Source organism: Pseudomonas sp. AP42 (assembly GCF_001728935.1).
In the GTDB taxonomy this organism is placed as follows: domain Bacteria; phylum Pseudomonadota; class Gammaproteobacteria; order Pseudomonadales; family Pseudomonadaceae; genus Aquipseudomonas; species Aquipseudomonas lactis.
Genome location: NZ_LYSO01000062.1, coordinates 13,868 through 33,927, shown reverse-complemented (window position 1 = coordinate 33,927; position 20,060 = coordinate 13,868). Strand labels below are relative to the sequence as shown.

The following is a 20,060-nucleotide window of genomic DNA, read 5'->3' as shown; positions in this document are numbered from 1 at the left end:
GGTTACCGTTGAGCGTTACAGATTTGTGTAGATACCTAAGCTCATCGCGGGCAAGCCCGCGATAGCGATATTACAGGCGCAGCAGGGTCTTCCAGGCACGATTCTGATACACCGCAATCGCCTGGTGCATACGCGCATCCAGGGATTCGTCGGTAATCGGCTGGTTGGCCAGGTGCGCCAGCTTGTTCAGCTCGCCGTACAAGCGGTCCAGTTCAGGAATGTCCACCACGTGGCGTGCATGGTGCAGCCAGGCCTGGATACGTTCGATGCGCGGCAGTTGCTCGGCCAGATCTTCCGGCTGCTGCTGGTAGCGCTGCAGTTGCAGGGCGACGGCGTCGTCGGCCAACAGGCGTGGCAGCCAGTTGGTGATTTGCGCAGCGCCCTGGCGGTTGCCACGCACGTTACGTTCGGCTGTCCAGGTGCGAGCCAGCAACCAGCGCGAGAGGTTGAGTGAGAACAGGCCCCAGCGCACGTCTTGCAGCTCTTCGATGAACTGCTCGGGCGCGGCTTTGCGGATGTCTTCATCGTCGTCACCGGCCTGGACCAGCGGGCGCCAGTCTTCCAGCAACGCATCCAGGGCGCTGCGCAGTTCGCTGGTGGATTGGCGTGGCGCGGCCTGGCCGAGGCTGCCGATCAGGGCGCGCAATTCACCGAGGTTCTCGACCCAGTCTTGCAGCAGGCGCCAGTGGCCATTGAAGCGGTATTGCTCGGCCAGGCGCTGGCTGCTGCCCAGCAGGTGCCACAGGATCGCGGCGAAGGCATCGTCCAATGGCATTTCGGCGTGGATCTGTGGCGCCGGCAGGCTCAGGGAGTAGCTGCTGGCGTCATACAGGCGGTAGCCGCGTTCGGCCTTGCTGATGTCGCACGGCATCAGGGCCAGGGTCGCGGCCAGCTCGGCAGCCAGCTCCAGCAGGGCTGCCGGTTCGCCTTCGCGCAGTTCCAGTTCCAGCTCGCAGATTTCTTCTTTCTGCTTGCCGACCACCACGTGGCCCAGGTCCAGGGCGGCTTCGATCACCACCTTGGCCTTGCCGCGGCCCCAGGCGATTTCGGCGCGTTCACGCACGAAGTCGGTGGTGAAGATTGGCTTGAGGGTCTTTTTGTCCAGCTCGGCCAGTTGCTCGGGCCAGCACTCGCCATCGAGTTTCTTCACGTCGAGCTTGGCTTTGGGCAGGTCCCAGTTGTATTCGTTGCGTTCCGACAAGCCGGCGACGCTTTGGCCGCGGGTCTTGAGGGTCTGGATGATGTCGTCACCGTCCTTGCGCAGGCGCAGGGCAACCTTGGCCTGGGCCAAGTCACGCTCGGGGGTGTCGAAGTACTGGTTCATCAACTCACGGCGTTCCCAGCCACTTTTGTTGCGTTTTTTCAGTAACGGGTGCTCACGCAGCGCGGCGAGTGTTTCGCGGCTGACGCGTAGCTTGATTTCGGTTTCTTTCTGCATGGCCGGAAAATCCAGGATCGGGAGCGCAGCCGGGGAAAAGTGTGGCTGCCAAGGTCGTGCAGTGTACAGGACTGAGCCCGGCAACGCGCCGCAACGGTTTATTGTGTTGCGCAGATGCCTCTATAGTGAGGTTCATCCGGGAAGTTGGGAGACCGCGCATGCCGTTACCGTCCATGAAAGAGCAGTTCGCCGCCTTGATCGCCGCGCCGTCGGTGAGTTGCACCCAGGCGTCTCTCGACCAGAGCAACCGCCCGGTGATCGACCTGCTCGCCGCTTGGCTGGGCGACCTGGGCTTTGCCATCGATATCCAACACGTCAGCCCCGGCAAATTCAACCTGTTGGCCAGCTTCGGCAGCGGCCCCGGTGGCCTGGTACTGGCGGGGCATAGCGATACCGTGCCGTATGACGCGGCGCTGTGGAAAACCGACCCGCTCAAGCTGACGGAAGTCGATGGCCGCTGGGTAGGGCTGGGCAGTTGTGACATGAAGGGTTTCTTTGCCCTGATCATCGAAGCGGTGTTGCCGCTGCTCGACCAACCCTTCAAGCAACCCCTGTTGATTCTTGCCACCTGTGACGAGGAAAGCTCCATGTCCGGTGCCCGTGCGCTGGCCGAGGCGGGGCGCCCGCTGGGTCGCGCGGCGGTGATCGGCGAGCCGACCGGGCTCAAGCCAATCCGCCTGCATAAAGGCGTGATGATGGAGCGCATCGACATCCTCGGGCGCAGCGGCCACTCGTCGGACCCGAGCCTGGGCCACAGCGCCCTGGAAGCCATGCATGACGCCATCGGCGAACTGCGGGGCCTGCGCCTGGCGTGGCAGCGCGAGTACCGTAACGCGCAATTCAGCGTGCCGCAGCCGACCATGAACTTCGGCTGCATTCACGGCGGCGACAACCCCAACCGCATCTGTGGCCAATGCTCCCTGGAGTTCGACCTGCGACCCCTGCCGGGCATGGACCCCGAGGTGCTGCGCGCCGCGATTCGCCAGAAGCTCGAACCCGTGGCCGAGCGGCATAAGGTCAAGATCGACTACGCGCCGTTGTTCCCCGCAGTGCCACCCTTTGAGCAGCCAGAAGACGCCGAGCTGGTGAGGGTGGCGGAACGTTTGACCGGTCATCGTGCCGAAGCAGTAGCGTTCGGCACCGAAGCGCCTTATCTTCAGCGCCTCGGTTGCGAAACCCTGGTGCTCGGGCCTGGCGACATTGCCTGCGCTCACCAGCCGGGCGAATACCTTGAAATGTCACGCTTGACGCCTACAGTGCGTCTATTGCGGGAACTGATCGAACACTACTGCCTGAAACCTGCATAAATTTACCCCTGCCCATTCGTACATAAGGAGAGTGAGCGTGTCGCCAAGCCTGTTCCGACGATAACCATCAGCCGCTGTGCGCTTTCACGATTGATCCTTTATTTGGCTGCTTTTTATTACAGGCCCAGGTGTTATGCCCGAATACGTCAACTGGCTTCGTCACGCTTCGCCCTACATCAACGCCCACCGCGACTGCACCTTTGTGGTCATGCTGCCCGGCGATGGTGTGGACCACCCCAACTTCGGCAATATCGTCCACGACCTGGTGCTGCTCCACAGCCTGGGTGTGCGCCTGGTGCTGGTGCACGGCTCGCGCCCGCAAATCGAAACCCGCCTTGAAGCACGCGGCCTTACCCCGGCTTACCACGAAGGCTTGCGCATCACCGATGCCGCGACGCTGGAGTGTGTGATCGACGCGGTGGGCCATCTGCGCATCGCCATCGAGGCGCGCTTGTCCATGGACATGGCGTCCTCGCCGATGCAGGGCTCGCGCCTGCGTGTGGCCAGCGGCAACCTGGTCACCGCACGGCCAATCGGCGTGCTGGAAGGCGTGGACTACCACCACACCGGCGAGGTGCGCCGGGTAGACCGCAAGGGCATCAACCGTTTGTTGGACGAACGCTCCATCGTGCTGCTGTCGCCCCTGGGGTATTCGCCCACCGGCGAGATCTTCAACCTGGCCTGCGAAGACGTCGCCACCCGCGCCGCCATCGACCTGGGCGCCGACAAGTTGCTGCTGTTCGGCGCCGATCCCGGTCTGATCGATGAGAACGGCCGTCTGGTGCGTGAATTGCGCCCACAACAAGTGCCCGCGCACTTGCAACGCTTGGGCAGCAACTATCAAGCCGAACTGCTCGATGCCGCTGCCGAAGCCTGCCGCGGTGGAGTAGGGCGCAGCCATATCGTCAGCTACGCCGAAGACGGCGCCTTGCTCACCGAGCTGTTTACCCGCGACGGCGGCGGTACGCTGGTGGCCCAGGAGCAATTCGAACTGGTGCGCGAAGCGGCGATTGAAGACGTCGGCGGCTTGCTGGACCTGATCAGCCCGCTGGAAGAGCAGGGCATTCTGGTGCGCCGTTCGCGGGAAGTGCTGGAGCGTGAGATCGAACAGTTCAGCGTGGTCGAGCGCGAAGGCATGATCATCGCCTGCGCGGCGCTGTATCAGATCGCGGATTCGGATGCGGGCGAGCTGGCGTGCCTGGCAGTGAACCCGGAGTACCGCCACGGCGCGCGAGGCGATGTGTTGCTCGAACGCATTCAGACCCGTGCACGAGCGCAGGGGTTGAAGACCTTGTTCGTGCTCACCACGCGCACGGCCCACTGGTTCCGCGAACGCGGCTTTGTACCCAGCAGCGTGGACCGCCTGCCGTCGGCGCGGGCGTCGCTGTACAACTATCAGCGTAATTCCAAAATCTTCGAAAAGGCTCTGTAACCCCGGCCCTTAAGAATGCTGCAGATCAAAATGTGGGAGCGGGCTTGCTCGCGAAATCGCAGTGTCAGTCAATACATCAATGACTGAACCACCGCCTTCGCGAGCAAGCCCGCTCCCACACCGGACCGCGTTTTTATTGTGGGATGAATTTGTCGGTCACATAGGCCGAATAATCCGGCAGCACCGTCTCCACCTTCCCCTGTTCCTTCAAGAACTTCGCCGTCTCCCCAATCGCCTTCGCCGTGCCGCCCTTGAGCAGCGCAGCGGTTTGCTGTGCCTGTGCATCCGGAAACGTCGTGCCCGCCAGTAGCTCCGGAATGTCGTCGGCATTGGAACCTGTCAATTTGGCGATTTTCTGCACCGGCTCCGAATCCACCGTCCAGCTGTCTTTGTGGGCGGCGTAGTCGGCAAAAGCATCCAGGGTGACCTTGGCGAACTTGGCCACTACGTCAGGATGTTTTTCCGCGAAATCCTTGCGCGCCACCCACACCTCAAATGTGGGTGCACCCCATTGGCCCACCTGCGCCGCGTCTGTGAGGGTTTTTCCGGTCTTGCGGATTTCGCCCAAGGCCGGCGACCACACGAAAGCCCCATCAATATCGCCGCGTTTCCAGGCAGCGGCGATTTCGGCCGGTTGCAGGTTCACCACTTTGACTTGCTGGGTGTTCAGCCCCCAGTGTTTCAGCGCGCCGAGCAGGCTGTAATGGGAGGTGGAGACGAACGGGGTGGCGATGGTTTTGCCGATCAGGTCTTGGGGGTTGTCGATGCCACTGCCGTTGCGCACCACCAGGGCTTCAGAAGCGTTGATCTGTGCCGATACGATAAACGCCACAATCGGCAGGTTGCGCGACGCCGCCGCCGCAAGCGGGCTAGAGCCGAGATTGCCGATGTGTACATCACCCGAAGCGATGGCCGTGACCACCTCTGGCCCGCTATTGAAGCGGCGCCAGGCGATTTTTTCGCCAATGGCTTTTTCGTAGAGGCCGTCGGCCTGGGGAACCTTGCTGGGATCGATGCCGGTCTGGTAGCCCACCGTCAGGTCGGCGGCGTTGACACCAAAAGAAAGTAATAGCGATACAAAAACTGTAACAAATTGACGGGAGGATGTGCGTTTGGCCATGATGGCGTCGCCTTTTTGATCGTGAGTGACGTATGTAACCGTACGGCCACACTAATCGATCTAAAAAAGCACCAGTAAATACCCTTTAGGAATTAGCTTATGGAGCGGCACGTCTATCCTGACCGGCCAGCTTCACGGAAAGTCTTATTCCTGGATCGTATGAAAAAGAATGAAATAATTCTTTTTGGGTGTATGAAAAACTCATTACCCTGCAGGGACCAAATCAACTGCGATTAGACGAAGGTAGTAGACACACAAGGTTACGATTGACTTGGTAGTCACTATCTGGCGCTAATCGCGCATCTGTGGATCGAGGGCGTCAGACCCGAGACCAAAGAAATACAAAAATTAGAAATGAGAGGAGCGGTACATGAAGAAGTCCACCTTGGCTGTGGCTGTAACGTTGGGCGCAATCGCCCAGCAAGCAGGCGCTGCCGGTTTCATCGAAGACAGCAAGGCCACACTGGGCCTGCGCAACTTCTACATCAACACCGATAACCGCGAAGGCACGGCCAACCCGAGCCGCAACGAAGAATGGGGCCAAGGCTTCGATCTGCGTTTCATCTCCGGTTACACCCAAGGCACCGTTGGCTTCGGTCTTGATGCTATCGGCCTGTTGGGTATCCGCCTGGATTCGGGCGGTGGTACCAACGGCGCGACTGCCAGCTCCTACGGCGGCACCGTCTTCCCGAGCAAGTCCAATGGCGAAGCCGTTGATAACTACTCGAGCCTGGGCCTGACCGCCAAGGCCAAGATCTCCCAAACCGAACTGAAGCTGGGTACCTTGCAGCCTAAGCTGCCGGTCATCGTCACCAACGATGGTCGTATGCTGCCGCAGACCTTCCAGGGTGGCCAGATCACCTCCAGCGACATCAAGGACCTGACCCTGGTTGCCGGCCAGATCGAAAAAGCCAAGGGCCGTAACTCCAGCAACAACGAAAGCCTGTCCATCTCCGGCGCCAACAGCCGTGGCGTGAACTGGCGTTCGAGCAACAAGTTCTACTACGCCGGTGGCGACTACAAGATCACCAAGGATCTGACCGCCCAGTACTACTACGGCAACCTGGAAGATTTCTACAAGCAACACTTCCTGGGCCTGACCCACAACTGGGCCATCGGTCCTGGCGTGTTGAAGTCTGACCTGCGCTACTTCAACAGCTCCGACGATGGTAACAACGGTAACCAGTCCGCTTACTTCTCGACGGGCAACTACAGCGGCGTGAACTCCGGCCGTGGCAAAGTCGACAACAACCTGTACAGCGGCCTGTTCCTGTACTCGGTGGCCGGTCACACCTTCGGTGGCGGTTACCAGGTCAGCAACGGCAGCAGCGACTTCCCTTGGCTGAACCAGGGTGACGGCTCGTCGGCTTACATCACCACCGACATGCAAATCCAGAAGTTCGCCCGTGCCGGCGAGCGTACCTGGCAAGCTCGCTACTCCTACGACTTCGCCAAAGTCGGCGTACCTGGCCTGACCGCGGGTGTGGTTTACCTGAAGGGCGACCATATCGACACCGTCGCCAGCAACCGTACCGAGTTCACCGGCCAGTCCGAGTGGGAACGTGACATCACTGTTGCCTACGTCGTACCGGAAGGTCCGCTGAAGAACGTCGGCGTGGCGTGGAAGAACGCTATGTGGCGCAGCGACATCGCCAACGCGCGTAACCAGGACGAAAACCGCTTGATCGTCAGCTACTCGATCCCGCTGTTGTAAGACTGTAAAGCCTTGCCCGGCGCAATGCCGGGCAAGGTGTCTTGCTGTTCAAGTCGGGCTCAACCCCCGCAAGCCTTTCCTGAACCCCTCTTTTTTGCAGCGTCTCAAGGCCTTCTCGAACCTTGAAAGCGATGTTGGCCTCAGGCCGTTCCCAAGTCCAATGAACTGATTTTTAATATTCTTTTATCGTCTAGATAGATCGATATTTATTCTTTTTAAATCAGCAAAAATCCATGCACAGTGGGCTCCATAAGCACTCACCAGGAGCCACACCATGAGCCTAAGACTGGGCGACATCGCCCCCGACTTCGAACAGGATTCCAGCGCCGGCAAGATTCGTTTCCATGAATGGCTGGGCGACAGCTGGGGTGTGTTGTTTTCCCACCCGGCGGACTTCACGCCGGTGTGCACTACCGAACTGGGTTTCACCGCCAAGCTCAAGGACGAATTCGCCAAGCGTGGGGTCAAGGCCATCGCCCTGTCGGTAGACCCGGTGGACTCGCACCACAAGTGGATCGAAGACATCAACGAGACCCAGAACACCGTGGTCAACTTCCCGATCTTGGCCGACGCCGACCGCAAGGTCTCCGACCTCTACGACCTGATCCACCCGAATGCCAGCGATACCCTCACGGTGCGCTCCTTGTTCGTGATCGACCCGAACAAGAAGATCCGCCTGACCATCACTTACCCGGCCAGCACCGGGCGTAACTTCCATGAAATTCTGCGGGTGATCGACTCCCTGCAACTGACCGACAACCACAAGGTGGCGACGCCCGCCAACTGGCAGGATGGGGACGAAGTGGTGATCGTGCCGTCGCTCAAGGACGAGGAAGAGATCAAGAAACGCTTTCCCAAGGGCTATCGCGCGGTGAAGCCGTACCTGCGCCTTACCCCACAACCTAATCGTTAAGGCTGATATCGCCATCGCGGGCAAGCCCGGCTCCCACAGTTGACCGCATTCCCCTGTGGGAGCCGGGCTTGCCCGCGATAGCGGCCTTATCAACAACACATGTTTCCAAACCGTCTCACACAGCAGGGGTTTTCAGGCCGTTTCGACGGCCTTTTTTTTCGCCTGGCGATTGATTAAACGCTTATGTATTTATGGAATAAACAAATGAATAAATAAGATTTATAGATATATAAATCTGCTGATAAGGTCTATCCCATCTTGGCGCCATCGCCGTACAGCGAACCGCCGACACTTGCTCAAGGAATCTCCTGCATGCTGGTCGTAACACTTGGAGGCAGTCCCAGCCAGCGTTCCCGCTCTGGGGTCTTGCTGGATAAAACCCGTCAGTGGCTGCAACAGCAGGGCGTGGAAGTGGTGAGTTACCAGGTACGGGACTTCCCGGCTGAAGACTTGCTGCATGCGCGCTTCGACAGCCCCAAGGTCATTGACCTGCTGCAACAAGTCGCCAATGCCGACGGCCTGGTGATCGCCACGCCGGTGTACAAGGCGTCGTTTTCCGGTGCGTTGAAGACCGTACTGGACCTGCTGCCAGAACGCGCCCTGGCCCATAAAGTAGTGTTGCCGATGGCAACCGGCGGCAGCATCGCCCACATGCTGGCGGTGGACTACGCCCTGAAGCCGGTGCTGTCGGCGCTCAAGGCTCAGGAATTGCTCCACGGTATTTTTGCCGAAGACAGCCAGATCGCCTATGGCGAAGGCAGCGTCCAGGCGCAGTTGGTGCCGGTACTCGAACAGCGTCTGCACGAAGCCCTGGAGCAGCTCTACAGCGCCATGGCGCGCCGGCCAAAACCGCTGGACCCTGACGTATTGAATGAACGTTTGTTGAGTGCTCGCTGGAGCATCTGAGCCTCACCCCGAAAAGCTGGAAACCCTCACCTTACTCAGCCGACAACGGCCAAGCAGGTGCAGCCAAAACCCTAATCGCACAGTTGGAGAGAGCGCCATGCGCACTGTCATCTTGCGTCGTGGTCTGGTCGCACTCTTTGCTGCGGCTGTGTCCTTCGGCGCCATTGTTCAAGCCCACGCCGCCGAGACCTTGCGGATCGGTTATCAGAAGTACGGCACCCTGGTGCTGCTCAAGGCCAAGGGCACCCTGGAAAAACGCCTGGCCGCCCAAGGTGTGCAGGTGCAGTGGACCGAGTTTCCCGGTGGCCCGCAATTGCTCGAGGGCCTGAACGTCGGCTCCATCGACTTCGGCGTTACCGGCGAAACCCCGCCGGTGTTCGCCCAGGCGGCTGGCGCCGATCTGCTCTATGTCGCCTACGAGCCACCCGCGCCTACCAGCGAAGCGATCCTGGTGCCCAAGGACTCGCCAATCAAATCGGTGGCCGAGCTCAAGGGTAAAAAGGTTGTGCTCAACAAAGGCTCCAACGTGCACTACCTGCTGGTGCGTGCCCTGGAAGACGCCGGCCTCAACTACACCGACGTGAAGACCGTATTCCTGCCGCCCGCCGATGCCCGTGCCGCGTTCGAGCGTGGCAGCGTGGACGCCTGGGTGATCTGGGACCCGTACCAGGCCGCCGCCGAGAAGCAACTGCAAGCGCGCACCCTGCGAGACGGCACCGGGATTGCCGACAACCATCAGTTTTACCTCGCCACCAAGCCCTACGCCGAACAACACCCGCAAGTGATCAAGGCGTTGGTGGAAGAAGTGCGTGCGGTAGGCGAATGGTCCAAGGCCAACCCGCAGGAAGTGACTGAGCAGGTCGCCCCATTGCTCGGCCTGCCGGCAGATATCACCCTCACTTCGGTGAAACGCCAGGGCTATGGCGCGCTGTTTTTGACCCCGGAAGTGGTCGCCGCCCAGCAGAAAATCGCCGACAGCTTCTACCAACTCAAATTGATCCCCAAGCCCTTGAGCATCAAGGACGTGATCTGGACGCCACCCGCCGCGGTTGCCAAAGCGCCGTAATCCGATTTCATTCAGGAGACAACTCCATGAGCCTCAATATTTTCTGGTTCCTGCCCACCCACGGCGACGGTCATTACCTTGGCACCGCCGAAGGCGCCCGCGCCGTCGACCACGGTTATTTGCAACAAGTGGCCCAGGCCGCTGACCGCCTGGGTTTCGGCGGGGTGTTGATCCCTACGGGTCGCTCCTGCGAAGACTCGTGGTTGGTGGCAGCCTCGCTGATCCCCGTGACCCAGCGCTTGAAATTTCTGGTTGCCCTGCGCCCCGGGATCATCTCCCCGACCGTGGCCGCGCGTCAGGCCGCGACCCTGGACCGACTGTCTGGAGGTCGTGCGCTGTTCAACCTGGTCACCGGTGGCGATCCGGAAGAACTGGCAGGCGACGGTTTGTTCTTGAGCCATGAAGAACGCTACCAGGCGTCGGTGGAATTCACCCGCATCTGGCGCCGTGTCCTGGAAGGCGAGACCGTGGACTACGACGGCGAACATATCAGCGTCAAAGGCGCCAAATTGCTCTACCCACCGATTCAACAGCCACGCCCGCCGCTGTATTTCGGGGGTTCCTCCGAAGCCGCCCAGGACCTGGCGGCCGAACAAGTGGAGATGGTGCTGACCTGGGGCGAGCCGCCGGCAGCCGTCGCGGAAAAGATCGCGCAGGTACGCGCCAAAGCCGCAAAGCTGGGGCGCACGGTGCGCTTCGGTATTCGCTTGCACGTGATCGTGCGCGAAACCAACGACGAAGCCTGGAAAGCCGCCGACAAACTGATCTCCCACCTGGACGACGAGACCATTGCCCGCGCCCAGGCGTCTTTGGCGCGCTTCGATTCGGTGGGCCAGCAACGCATGGCAGCCTTGCATGGCGGTAGCCGTGACAACCTGGAAGTCAGCCCCAACCTGTGGGCCGGCGTCGGCCTGGTGCGTGGCGGCGCAGGGACGGCGCTGGTGGGCGATGGCCCAACGGTTGCGGCGCGGGTCAAGGAGTACGCGGACCTGGGTATCGATACCTTTATCTTCTCCGGTTACCCACACCTGGAAGAGTCGTATCGGGTGGCGGAGCTGTTGTTCCCGCACCTGGATATCGAACGTCCCGAGCTGCCCAAAAGCGCCGGCTACGTCAGCCCGTTCGGCGAGATGGTTGCCAACGACATCCTTCCCAAAGCTGCGTCACAGAGCTGAGGCGCCGTTATGGACTTAGAAAAAATCAGCCATCGCGTGGCGCCCTGGGTGCTACCGATCTTATTGCTGGCGGTGTGGCAGTTGTCGGTGTCGGCGGGTTGGTTGTCGACGCGCATTCTGCCAGCGCCGAGCGCGGTGATCGAAGCCGGGGTGAACCTGGTGGTCAGCGGCGAAATCTGGACGCACCTGGCCATCAGCGGCTGGCGCGCCGGCCTGGGTTTTGTGATCGGTGGCAGCATCGGTCTGGCCCTGGGCTTTATCACCGGGCTGTCGAAGTGGGGCGAGCGCTTGCTCGACAGCTCCGTGCAGATGATCCGCAACGTGCCGCACCTGGCGCTGATTCCGCTGGTGATCCTGTGGTTCGGCATCGATGAGACCGCGAAGATTTTTCTGGTGGCCCTGGGCACCTTGTTCCCGATCTATCTGAACACTTACCACGGCATCCGCAATGTCGACCCGGCGCTGGTAGAGATGTCGCGCAGCTATGGCTTGTCCGGTTTCAGCCTGTTCTGGCAAGTGATCCTGCCGGGCGCGCTGCCGTCGATCCTGGTGGGGGTGCGCTTTGCCCTGGGCTTCATGTGGCTGACGCTGATCGTGGCGGAAACCATCTCGGCAAGTTCCGGTATCGGTTACCTGGCAATGAATGCCCGTGAATTCCTGCAAACCGACGTGGTGGTGCTGGCCATCGTCATGTACGCCATCCTCGGCAAACTGGCCGACCTGGCAGCCCGTGGGCTGGAACGTGTGTGGCTGCGCTGGCACCCGGCGTATCAAGTCAAAGGAGGTGCAGCATGACCGCTCAACAACCTCCGCGCTTGTTGAAGGGCATCCCGTTGGCGGTGCGCAAATTGCGCAAGGCCTTTGGTACCCGCGAAGTGCTCAAAGAGATCGACCTGCATATTCCCGCAGGGCAGTTCGTGGCCGTGGTCGGCCGCAGTGGTTGCGGCAAAAGTACCTTGCTGCGTCTGTTGGCGGGGCTGGACAACGCCAGTGGCGGCGAGCTGCTGGCCGGCTCCGCGCCACTGCACGAAGCGATTGAAGACACGCGGTTGATGTTCCAGGAAGCGCGTTTGCTGCCCTGGAAAAAGATCATCGACAACGTCGGCCTGGGCCTCAAGGGCGACTGGCGCCCCAAAGCGCTGGAGGCGCTGGAAGCGGTCGGCCTGGCCGAGCGCGCCAATGAGTGGCCGGCGGCGTTGTCCGGCGGCCAGAAACAGCGCGTGGCACTCGCCCGGGCGTTGATTCACCAACCGCGCTTGTTGCTGCTCGATGAGCCGCTGGGCGCGCTGGATGCCCTGACCCGCATCGAGATGCAGCAACTGATCGAGAACCTGTGGCGCAAGCACGGTTTCACGGTGTTGCTGGTGACCCACGACGTCAGCGAAGCCGTGGCGATTGCGGACCGCGTGATTCTGATTGAAAACGGCGAAATCGGCCTCGACCTGAACATCGACCTGCCACGCCCACGGGCCCGTGGTTCACACCGCCTGGCCGCGCTGGAAGCCGAAGTGCTCAACCGCGTGCTGTCGCTACCCGGTTCCCCACCGGAACCCGAACCTGTTTCACCGCTGCCGACGCAATTGCGTTGGGCTCAATAACTCACACAGGAAAAACATCATGACGATTAAAGCCATCAACGTGCGTAACCAGTTCAAAGGCACCATCAAGGAAATCGTGGTCGGCGACGTGCTGTCGGAAATTGACGTGCAGACCGCGTCCGGCATCGTCACCTCGGTGATCACCACCCGTTCGGTCAAGGAGCTGGAGCTGGTGATCGGCAGTGAGGTGATTGCCTTTGTGAAGTCCACTGAGGTGTCGATTGCCAAGTTGTGATTGGCGTCGGCCTTGAGGCCGCTTTCGCAGGCAAGCCAGCTCCCACATTTGAATGCATTCACCTATCAAAATGTGGGAGCTGGCTTGCCTGCGATGAGGCCGGCCCAGACAACACTGCATTCAGCGCTTGGGCAGGTAGGCCGGCAAATAAAGCCCCACATACGCATCAAACACCCGCATCCCTTCCTCCGCCATGCGCGGCGTAATCAGCCCATGCTGATGCACCGAGCGCGCGTACACGCGGTCGCTCAACTCCAACGCCAGGGCAAACACATCCACGTCGCTCGGTAGCGTTGGCACTTCAAAGTGGCGATTGAACACCGCCAGCATCAAGTCGCCCAATTCCAGATCATGCTGGCGATCAGCCTGGGTCACTTCGGTCAACCCATGCTGGGCCAGGATCAACTGGCGTGCCGCGGCATCGTTGCTGTAGATGCTGAGCATGCGTTGTTCGACGATGTAGGACAGGTCGCGCCAATGCTTGAGTGATTCATGCTCGATGGGCGCCTGGATGGCAGCGCGAAAGGCCGCGTGAATGTCAGCGGTCAGCGCCTCCAGCAATGCCGGCACACTGGCGAAAAAGTGGTACACCGACGACGGCGGAATCTGTGCTCGTTCGGCCACGCTGTAGATCGACAAACTGGCCACGCCTTCGGCGGCCAGCAAGGTGCGGGCGGCTTCGAGGATCGCATCGATCCGGGCCTGGCTGCGGGCGCGGGGTTTGCGAACAGTGGCGGGGCGGGTGGTCATGGATGTCTCCTACAAGGCAGCGGGCATTGTATGAGCAGGAAGGTGTGTTGTCTGCCAGGCCGCTATCGCAGGCAAGCCAGCTCCCACATTTGACCGAGTTCAAGCCTTGAAATGCGATCCACTGTGGGAGCTGGCTTGCCTGCGATGAGGCCAACCCGGTTTCCCAAAATAAACCCATAAAAAAACGCCGCGGACCAAAGCCAGCGGCGTTCCTTCGACAGCTACCACCGCTTACACGGTATGCAGGTACCAGTTGTACTCAAGGTCGGAGATGGAGTGTTCAAACTCCTCCAGCTCACTTTCCTTACAGGCGACGAAGATATCGATGTATTTAGGATCGATGTACTTGGCCATCACCTCGCTGTCGTCCAACTCGCGCAAGGCATCGCGCAGGTTGTTCGGCAGGCTCTGCTCGTTCTGCTCGTAGCTGTTGCCTTCCACCGGAGCGTTCGGCTCGATCTTGTTGGTCAGGCCGTGGTGCACGCCCGCCAATACCGAGGCCATCAGCAGGTAAGGGTTGGCATCGGCGCCGGCCACGCGGTGTTCGATACGCACGGCATCGGACGAGCCGGTAGGTACGCGAATCGCCACGGTGCGGTTATCCAGGCCCCAGCACGGCGAGTTCGGCACGTAGAACTGTGCGCCGAAACGACGGTAGGAGTTGACGTTGGGGCACAGGAACGCCATTTGGGCGGGTAGGGTCTCCAGCACACCGCCGATCGCGTGACGCAATGCGGCGTTCTGCTCGGGATCCTCGCTGGCAAAGATGTTCTTGCCGTCCTTGTCCAGAATGGAGATGTGTACGTGCAAACCGTTGCCTGCCTGGCCTGGGTAAGGCTTGGCCATGAAGGTGGTGTCCATCTCATGGTCGTAGGCGATGTTCTTGATCAGGCGCTTGAGCAGTACCGCGTAATCGCAGGCCTTGATCGGGTCGGCAACGTGGTGCAGGTTCACTTCGAACTGCGCCGGGGCACTTTCCTTGACGATGGCGTCCGCCGGGATACCTTGCTCCTTGGCACCTTCCAGAATGTCCTGGAGGCAGTCGACGTATTCGTCGAGGTCGTCGATCAGGTAGACCTGTGTAGAGTGCGGGCGTTTGCCGGAGATCGGCGAGCGGGGCGGTTGTGGGCGGCCGTTCACGTTCTCCTGGTCGATCAGGTAGAACTCAAGCTCGAAGGCGGCGCAGATGGTCAGACCGAGGTCGTCAAACTTGGTAACAACTTGGCGGAGCACTTCGCGCGGATCGGCGAAGAAAGGTTCACCTTCAAGTTCGTGCATGGTCATCAGCAGTTGCGCGGTAGGGCGCTTTTGCCAGGGCTCATTGCACAGGGTGTCGGGGATTGGATAACAGATTCGGTCAGCATCACCGATGTCCAGGCCCAGGCCGGTGCTTTCCACCGTAGAGCCGTTGATATCCAGGGCAAATAAAGAGGCAGGCAGGTTAATGCCCTTCTCGTAAACCTTGTGGAGGCTGGTGCGTTCGATGCGCTTACCGCGCACCACACCATTCATATCCGCAATTAGAAGGTCTACGTACAGAACCTCAGGATGATCCTTAAGGAACGCGTTCGCTTCGTTAAGCTGAACGGCACGCGGGGGTACCGACATGATGCAACACCTTTGTTGTTAAAAATATCAATCATTGATCTTTTCTGGTTTCAGTCAACCCGAACGGCCTGCCGAAGTCAAGCGAGGCATTTTTTGCCCTAAAAAAGCGCCATGAAGGCTTTTTTGCGGCGTTTTGGGGCGGTTTTTTGGGTTTGGGGGGCTTGGGACCTGCAGGCTTGAGCGGGCCGTGTAGGATTTTTTACGGGGGTGTTGTGTAAAAAAATGAACAAGGCTAAGCTCGATTCAAACCCATAACAGCAATAATACCGGGGTGCTTCATGTTTCACCTGCCGCCAATCGGCGTCTCTGCCTGCTTCAGCCAGGCTTTGTCTGCAGCTCGTTCGCCCCGCGTGAATGCCCAGGCACCGGCCAATATTCTTGACGGCCCGGCCGATCTCCTTTTTGCCATCTCCTACGCCACTGACCGGGCCTCATCCGCCGTGCCGATCATAATTGCGCACAACTTTGGCCTGAGGAATGCAACCCATGGGCAAATGGCAGGTAAGCTCCTACCCTGAATGAAAAAACGACGCGGATGCTGCGTCAACCAACGCCTGGCCTTTAATGGATGCCAGGAAACCCAGCCCAGAGGCATTTATGAGTAACAACCTCGACCAGCTCACCGATTGGTTGAAAGACCACAAGATCACAGAAGTCGAATGCATGATTGGCGACCTCACCGGTATTACCCGGGGCAAGATCTCGCCGACCAACAAGTTCATTGCCGAAAAAGGCATGCGCCTGCCCGAGAGCGTTCTGTTGCAGACCGTGACCGGCGACTATGTCGAAGACGACATCTATTACGAATTGCTCGACCCGGCCGACATCGACATGATCTGCCGCCCCGACCAGAACGCGGTATTTCTGGTGCCGTGGGCCATCGAGCCGACCGCCCAGGTGATCCACGACACCTACGACAAGCAAGGCAACCCGATCGAGCTGTCGCCGCGCAACGTGCTCAAGAAAGTCCTCAAGCTCTACTCCGACCGCGGCTGGCAGCCCATCGTGGCCCCGGAGATGGAGTTCTACCTGACCAAGCGCTGCGAAGACCCGGACTTCCCGCTGCAACCGCCGATTGGCCGCTCCGGCCGCCCGGAAACCGGTCGCCAGTCCTTCTCTATAGAAGCGGCCAACGAATTCGACCCGTTGTTCGAAGATGTCTATGACTGGTGCGAACTGCAGGAGCTGGACCTCGACACCCTGATCCACGAGGACGGCACCGCGCAGATGGAAATCAACTTCCGTCACGGCGATGCCCTGTCCCTGGCCGACCAGATCCTGGTGTTCAAGCGCACCATGCGTGAAGCCGCGCTCAAGCACGACGTGGCCGCCACCTTCATGGCCAAGCCCATGACCGGCGAGCCCGGCAGCGCGATGCACCTGCACCAGAGCATCATCGACATCGCCACCGGCAAGAACGTCTTCTCCAATGAAGACGGGACCATGAGCCAACTGTTCCTCAACCACATTGGCGGCCTGCAGAAATTCATCCCTGAATTGCTGCCTTTATTCGCCCCCAACGTGAACTCGTTCCGCCGCTTCCTGCCCGACACCTCGGCGCCGGTGAACGTGGAATGGGGCGAAGAAAACCGCACCGTCGGCCTGCGCGTACCGGATGCCGGCCCGCAGAACCGCCGCGTGGAAAACCGCCTGCCGGGCGCTGACGCCAACCCGTACCTCGCGATTGCCGCCAGCCTGTTGTGCGGCTACATCGGCATGGTCGAAGGCCATAACCCGAGCGCGCCGGTGGTGGGCCGTGGTTACGAGCGACGCAACCTGCGTCTGCCGTTGACCATCGAAGACGCCCTGGAACGCATGGAAAACAGCAAGACCATCGAGAAATACCTGGGGCAAAAATTCATCACAGGCTACGTCGCGGTCAAGCGGGCCGAGCATGAAAACTTCAAGCGCGTGATCAGTTCGTGGGAGCGGGAATTCCTGCTCTTCGCCGTCTGATGCGCCGGGCGCGTCCTTCAAACGGCGCGCCCTTCACTGAAAAGTCTAGGAGATTGGTATGTCCAGCAACAACCCGCAAACCCGTGAATGGCAAGCCTTGAGCAATGATCACCACCTGGCGCCGTTCAGCGACTTCAAGCAATTGAAAGAGAAAGGCCCAAGGATCATCACCAAAGCCCACGGCGTTTACCTGTGGGACAGCGAAGGCAACAAGATCCTCGACGGTATGGCCGGCCTGTGGTGCGTGGCGATCGGTTACGGTCGCGATGAACTGGCCGATGCCGCCGCCAAGCAAATGAAAGAACTGCCGTACTACAACCTGTTCTTCCAGACCGCACACCCGCCGGTATTGGAGTTGGCCAAGGTCATTTCCGATGTTGCGCCGGCCGGCATGAACCATGTGTTCTTCACCGGCTCTGGCTCCGAAGGCAACGACACCATGTTGCGCATGGTCCGCCACTACTGGGCGATCAAGGGCCAGCCCAACAAGAAAACCATCATTGCCCGCAAGAATGGCTACCACGGCTCTACCGTGGCCGGCGCCAGCCTGGGCGGCATGACCTATATGCACGAGCAGGGCGACTTGCCGATCCCGGGCATTACCCACATCGCCCAGCCGTACTGGTTTGGCGAAGGCGGCGACATGAGCCCCGAGGAATTCGGTGTGTGGGCGGCCAACCAGTTGGAAGAGAAAATCCTGGAGCTGGGCGTGGACAACGTCGGCGCCTTTATTGCCGAGCCGATCCAGGGCGCCGGTGGCGTGATCGTGCCGCCTGCCACGTACTGGCCGCGCATCAAGGAAATCCTCGCCAAGTACGACATCCTGTTTGTCGCCGACGAAGTGATCTGCGGTTTCGGCCGTACCGGTGAGTGGTTCGGTAGCGATTTCTACGACCTCAAGCCACACATGATGACCATCGCCAAGGGCCTGACTTCGGGCTACGTGCCCATGGGCGGCCTGATCGTGCGCGACGAAGTGGTGGCGGTGCTCAACGAAGGGGGCGATTTCAACCACGGCTTTACCTATTCCGGTCACCCGGTCGCCGCGGCTGTGGCCCTGGAAAACATCCGCATCCTGCGCGATGAAAAAATCGTTAACCGTGTGCACGAAGAAACGGCACCTTATTTGCAGAAACGTCTGAGGGAACTGGGCGATCATCCGCTGGTGGGTGAAGTACGCGGCGTCGGTATGCTCGGTGCGATCGAGCTGGTGCAGGACAAGGCGACGCGCAAGCGTCATGAAGGCAAAGGCGCCGGCATGATCTGCCGAACCTTCTGCTTTGAAAATGGCCTGATCATGCGCGCCGTGGGCGACACCATGATCATTTCGCCGCCACTGGTTATCAGCAAGGCTGAAATCGACGAACTGGTGACCAAGGCCCGTCACTGCCTGGACCTGACTTTGGCTGCCTTGCAGGGCTAAGTGCTAGGCTCAGTGCGCGGTGTACTGGGCAGTTACAAATGCAGGGGCTTTGGTTGAAAGCCGGCCCCTGAACTTGCCAGACTGTCGCCCTGTTTTGTTGCCCTTCGGTTGGGCCGTAAAACATACAACGCTTGTGGCCCAAAAAAGAAAAAATTGGAGCATCACCAAATGAAGGCATTAGGTTTGAAGAACGCTGGCAAGACCCTCCTCGCCTTGTCGCTGATGGGCGCAATGGCGGGCGCGGCCCAGGCAGACAGCAAAGTGCTGCACGTCTACAACTGGTCCGACTACATTGCACCGGACACCATCGCCAACTTTGAAAAAGAGTCGGGCATCAAAGTGGTGTACGACGTTTTTGACAGCAACGAGACCCTGGAAGCCAAGTTGCTGGCAGGCAAGTCCGGCTACGACATCGTCGTACCGTCGAACAACTTCCTCGCCAAGCAGATCAAAGCCGGTGTCTATCAGGAGCTGGACAAGTCCAAGCTGCCTGCCTATAGCAACCTGAACGCATCCCTGCTCAAAGCCGTGTCGGTCAGCGACCCGGACAACAAGCACGCCTTCCCGTACATGTGGGGTTCGATCGGCATCGGCTACAACCCGGAGAAGGTCAAGGCTGCGCTGGGCGTGGACAAGATCGACTCGTGGGATGTGCTGATGAAGCCAGAGAACATCGCCAAGCTGAAAAGCTGCGGCGTGAGCTTCCTCGATTCGCCGACCGAAATGCTGCCGATTGCTTTGCACTACCTGGGCCTGCCGACCGACACCCAGAAGAAAGCCGACCTCAAGCAGGCTGAAGACCTGTTCTTGAAGATCCGTCCTTCGATCGGCTACTTCCACTCCTCCAAGTACATCTCCGACCTGGCCAATGGCAACATCTGCGTGGCCGTGGGTTACTCGGGTGACATCCAGCAGGCCAAGTCCCGTGCCGCTGAAGCCGGTGGCAAAGTCAAAGTTGCCTACGACATTCCGAAAGAAGGTGCCGGCAGTTTCTTCGACATGGTTGCCATCCCTAAAGATGCGGAAAACGTCGACGCTGCCTATGCATTCATGAACTACCTGCTCAAACCTGAAGTGATGGCGAGCATCACCAACAGCGTGCGTTTCCCGAACGGTAACGAGAAGGCCACCGCACTGGTAGACAAAGACATCACCAGCGACCCGGGCATCTACCCGGCCGCTGATGTGCAGGCCAAGCTCTACGCAATTGCTGACTTGCCGGCTGCTACTCAGCGTGAAATGACCCGTAGCTGGACCAAGATCAAATCCGGTAAATAACGCAAAAACCTGTAGGAGCGAGCTCGTGTGGGAGCGGGCTTGCTCGCGAATGCGCAGTGTCAGCCAGCATATGTATCAACTGATACGCCGCTTTCGCGAGCAAGCCCGCTCCCACACAAAACAGCTCTCACAAATTAAATG

General features: G+C 59.9%; 18 protein-coding genes. 14 read left to right on the top strand and 4 right to left on the bottom strand.

Features of this window, described 5'->3' with window-relative positions; translation table 11 throughout:
- Positions 1–70: 70 nt before the first annotated feature.
- Positions 71–1,438 carry an inorganic triphosphatase gene (locus A7K61_RS19805; protein ID WP_020301821.1) on the bottom strand — a complete coding sequence of 456 codons (1,368 nt, stop codon included), beginning with the start codon at positions 1,436–1,438 and terminating at the stop codon, positions 71–73.
- A 158-nt stretch (positions 1,439–1,596) separates the two neighbouring features.
- On the opposite strand from A7K61_RS19805, the gene argE reads away from it, so the two are divergent.
- Both argE and argA read left to right on the top strand, forming a co-directional pair.
- Positions 1,597–2,745 (top strand): acetylornithine deacetylase, encoded by a 1,149-nt coding sequence (gene argE / locus A7K61_RS19800; protein WP_003195275.1) that lies wholly within the window; start codon positions 1,597–1,599, stop codon positions 2,743–2,745.
- A gap of 133 nt (positions 2,746–2,878) precedes the next feature.
- Positions 2,879–4,177 carry an amino-acid N-acetyltransferase gene (gene argA / locus A7K61_RS19795; protein WP_003195273.1) on the top strand — a complete coding sequence of 433 codons (1,299 nt, stop codon included), beginning with the start codon at positions 2,879–2,881 and terminating at the stop codon, positions 4,175–4,177.
- A 133-nt stretch (positions 4,178–4,310) separates the two neighbouring features.
- Here the strand turns inward: argA and tauA are convergent, their stop codons facing one another.
- Positions 4,311–5,297: a taurine ABC transporter substrate-binding protein gene (tauA, locus tag A7K61_RS19790; RefSeq protein ID WP_069558181.1), complete on the bottom strand. Its 987-nt coding sequence runs from the start codon at positions 5,295–5,297 to the stop codon at positions 4,311–4,313.
- Between the two features lie 370 nt (positions 5,298–5,667).
- Between tauA and A7K61_RS19785 the strand changes: the two genes are divergently transcribed.
- From A7K61_RS19785 to A7K61_RS19750, 8 genes are all read left to right on the top strand, one after another.
- Positions 5,668–7,011: an OprD family porin gene (locus tag A7K61_RS19785; protein WP_044269685.1), complete on the top strand. Its 1,344-nt coding sequence runs from the start codon at positions 5,668–5,670 to the stop codon at positions 7,009–7,011.
- A 274-nt stretch (positions 7,012–7,285) separates the two neighbouring features.
- A complete protein-coding gene (locus A7K61_RS19780) occupies positions 7,286–7,924 on the top strand; it encodes a peroxiredoxin (RefSeq protein ID WP_003195267.1) in 639 nt (212 codons plus the stop codon).
- A gap of 312 nt (positions 7,925–8,236) precedes the next feature.
- On the top strand, positions 8,237–8,830 hold the full coding sequence (gene ssuE / locus A7K61_RS19775; protein ID WP_014720392.1) for an NADPH-dependent FMN reductase: 594 nt from the start codon (positions 8,237–8,239) through the stop codon (positions 8,828–8,830).
- Between the two features lie 97 nt (positions 8,831–8,927).
- Positions 8,928–9,896 (top strand): sulfonate ABC transporter substrate-binding protein, encoded by a 969-nt coding sequence (locus tag A7K61_RS19770; protein WP_034134016.1) that lies wholly within the window; start codon positions 8,928–8,930, stop codon positions 9,894–9,896.
- 26 nt (positions 9,897–9,922) lie between these two features.
- Positions 9,923–11,071, top strand: a complete 1,149-nt coding sequence (gene ssuD / locus A7K61_RS19765; RefSeq protein WP_003195260.1) for an FMNH2-dependent alkanesulfonate monooxygenase — start codon at positions 9,923–9,925, stop codon at positions 11,069–11,071.
- Between the two features lie 9 nt (positions 11,072–11,080).
- Positions 11,081–11,866, top strand: coding sequence for an aliphatic sulfonate ABC transporter permease SsuC (gene ssuC, locus A7K61_RS19760; protein ID WP_003195258.1), 786 nt, complete (start codon positions 11,081–11,083; stop codon positions 11,864–11,866).
- A complete protein-coding gene (gene ssuB, locus A7K61_RS19755; RefSeq protein ID WP_044269683.1) occupies positions 11,863–12,669 on the top strand; it encodes an aliphatic sulfonates ABC transporter ATP-binding protein in 807 nt (268 codons plus the stop codon). The genes ssuC and ssuB overlap by 4 nt, the downstream gene beginning before the upstream one ends.
- A 19-nt stretch (positions 12,670–12,688) precedes the next feature.
- Positions 12,689–12,904, top strand: coding sequence for a molybdopterin-binding protein (locus tag A7K61_RS19750; protein ID WP_003176783.1), 216 nt, complete (start codon positions 12,689–12,691; stop codon positions 12,902–12,904).
- A 120-nt stretch (positions 12,905–13,024) separates the two neighbouring features.
- Here the strand turns inward: A7K61_RS19750 and A7K61_RS19745 are convergent, their stop codons facing one another.
- Positions 13,025–13,654: a TetR/AcrR family transcriptional regulator gene (locus tag A7K61_RS19745; protein WP_047712032.1), complete on the bottom strand. Its 630-nt coding sequence runs from the start codon at positions 13,652–13,654 to the stop codon at positions 13,025–13,027.
- A gap of 231 nt (positions 13,655–13,885) precedes the next feature.
- The gene (locus tag A7K61_RS19740; protein ID WP_003195252.1) at positions 13,886–15,262 is read right to left on the bottom strand and encodes a glutamine synthetase family protein; all 1,377 of its coding nucleotides are present in this window, start codon (positions 15,260–15,262) and stop codon (positions 13,886–13,888) included.
- A 278-nt stretch (positions 15,263–15,540) separates the two neighbouring features.
- Here A7K61_RS19740 and A7K61_RS31545 point away from each other — a divergent pair, with 278 nt between their 5' ends.
- The 4 genes from A7K61_RS31545 (at position 15,541) to A7K61_RS19725 (ending at position 19,919) form a co-directional block, all read left to right on the top strand.
- On the top strand, positions 15,541–15,780 hold the full coding sequence (locus A7K61_RS31545) for a hypothetical protein (RefSeq protein ID WP_078467453.1): 240 nt from the start codon (positions 15,541–15,543) through the stop codon (positions 15,778–15,780).
- Positions 15,781–15,859: 79 nt separating this feature from the next.
- Positions 15,860–17,218, top strand: a complete 1,359-nt coding sequence (locus A7K61_RS19735) for a glutamine synthetase family protein (RefSeq protein WP_003195249.1) — start codon at positions 15,860–15,862, stop codon at positions 17,216–17,218.
- Positions 17,219–17,276: 58 nt separating this feature from the next.
- The gene (locus A7K61_RS19730; RefSeq protein WP_003195247.1) at positions 17,277–18,641 is read left to right on the top strand and encodes an aspartate aminotransferase family protein; all 1,365 of its coding nucleotides are present in this window, start codon (positions 17,277–17,279) and stop codon (positions 18,639–18,641) included.
- A 183-nt stretch (positions 18,642–18,824) separates the two neighbouring features.
- Positions 18,825–19,919, top strand: a complete 1,095-nt coding sequence (locus tag A7K61_RS19725) for a polyamine ABC transporter substrate-binding protein (protein WP_044269694.1) — start codon at positions 18,825–18,827, stop codon at positions 19,917–19,919.
- Positions 19,920–20,060 lie beyond the last annotated feature (141 nt).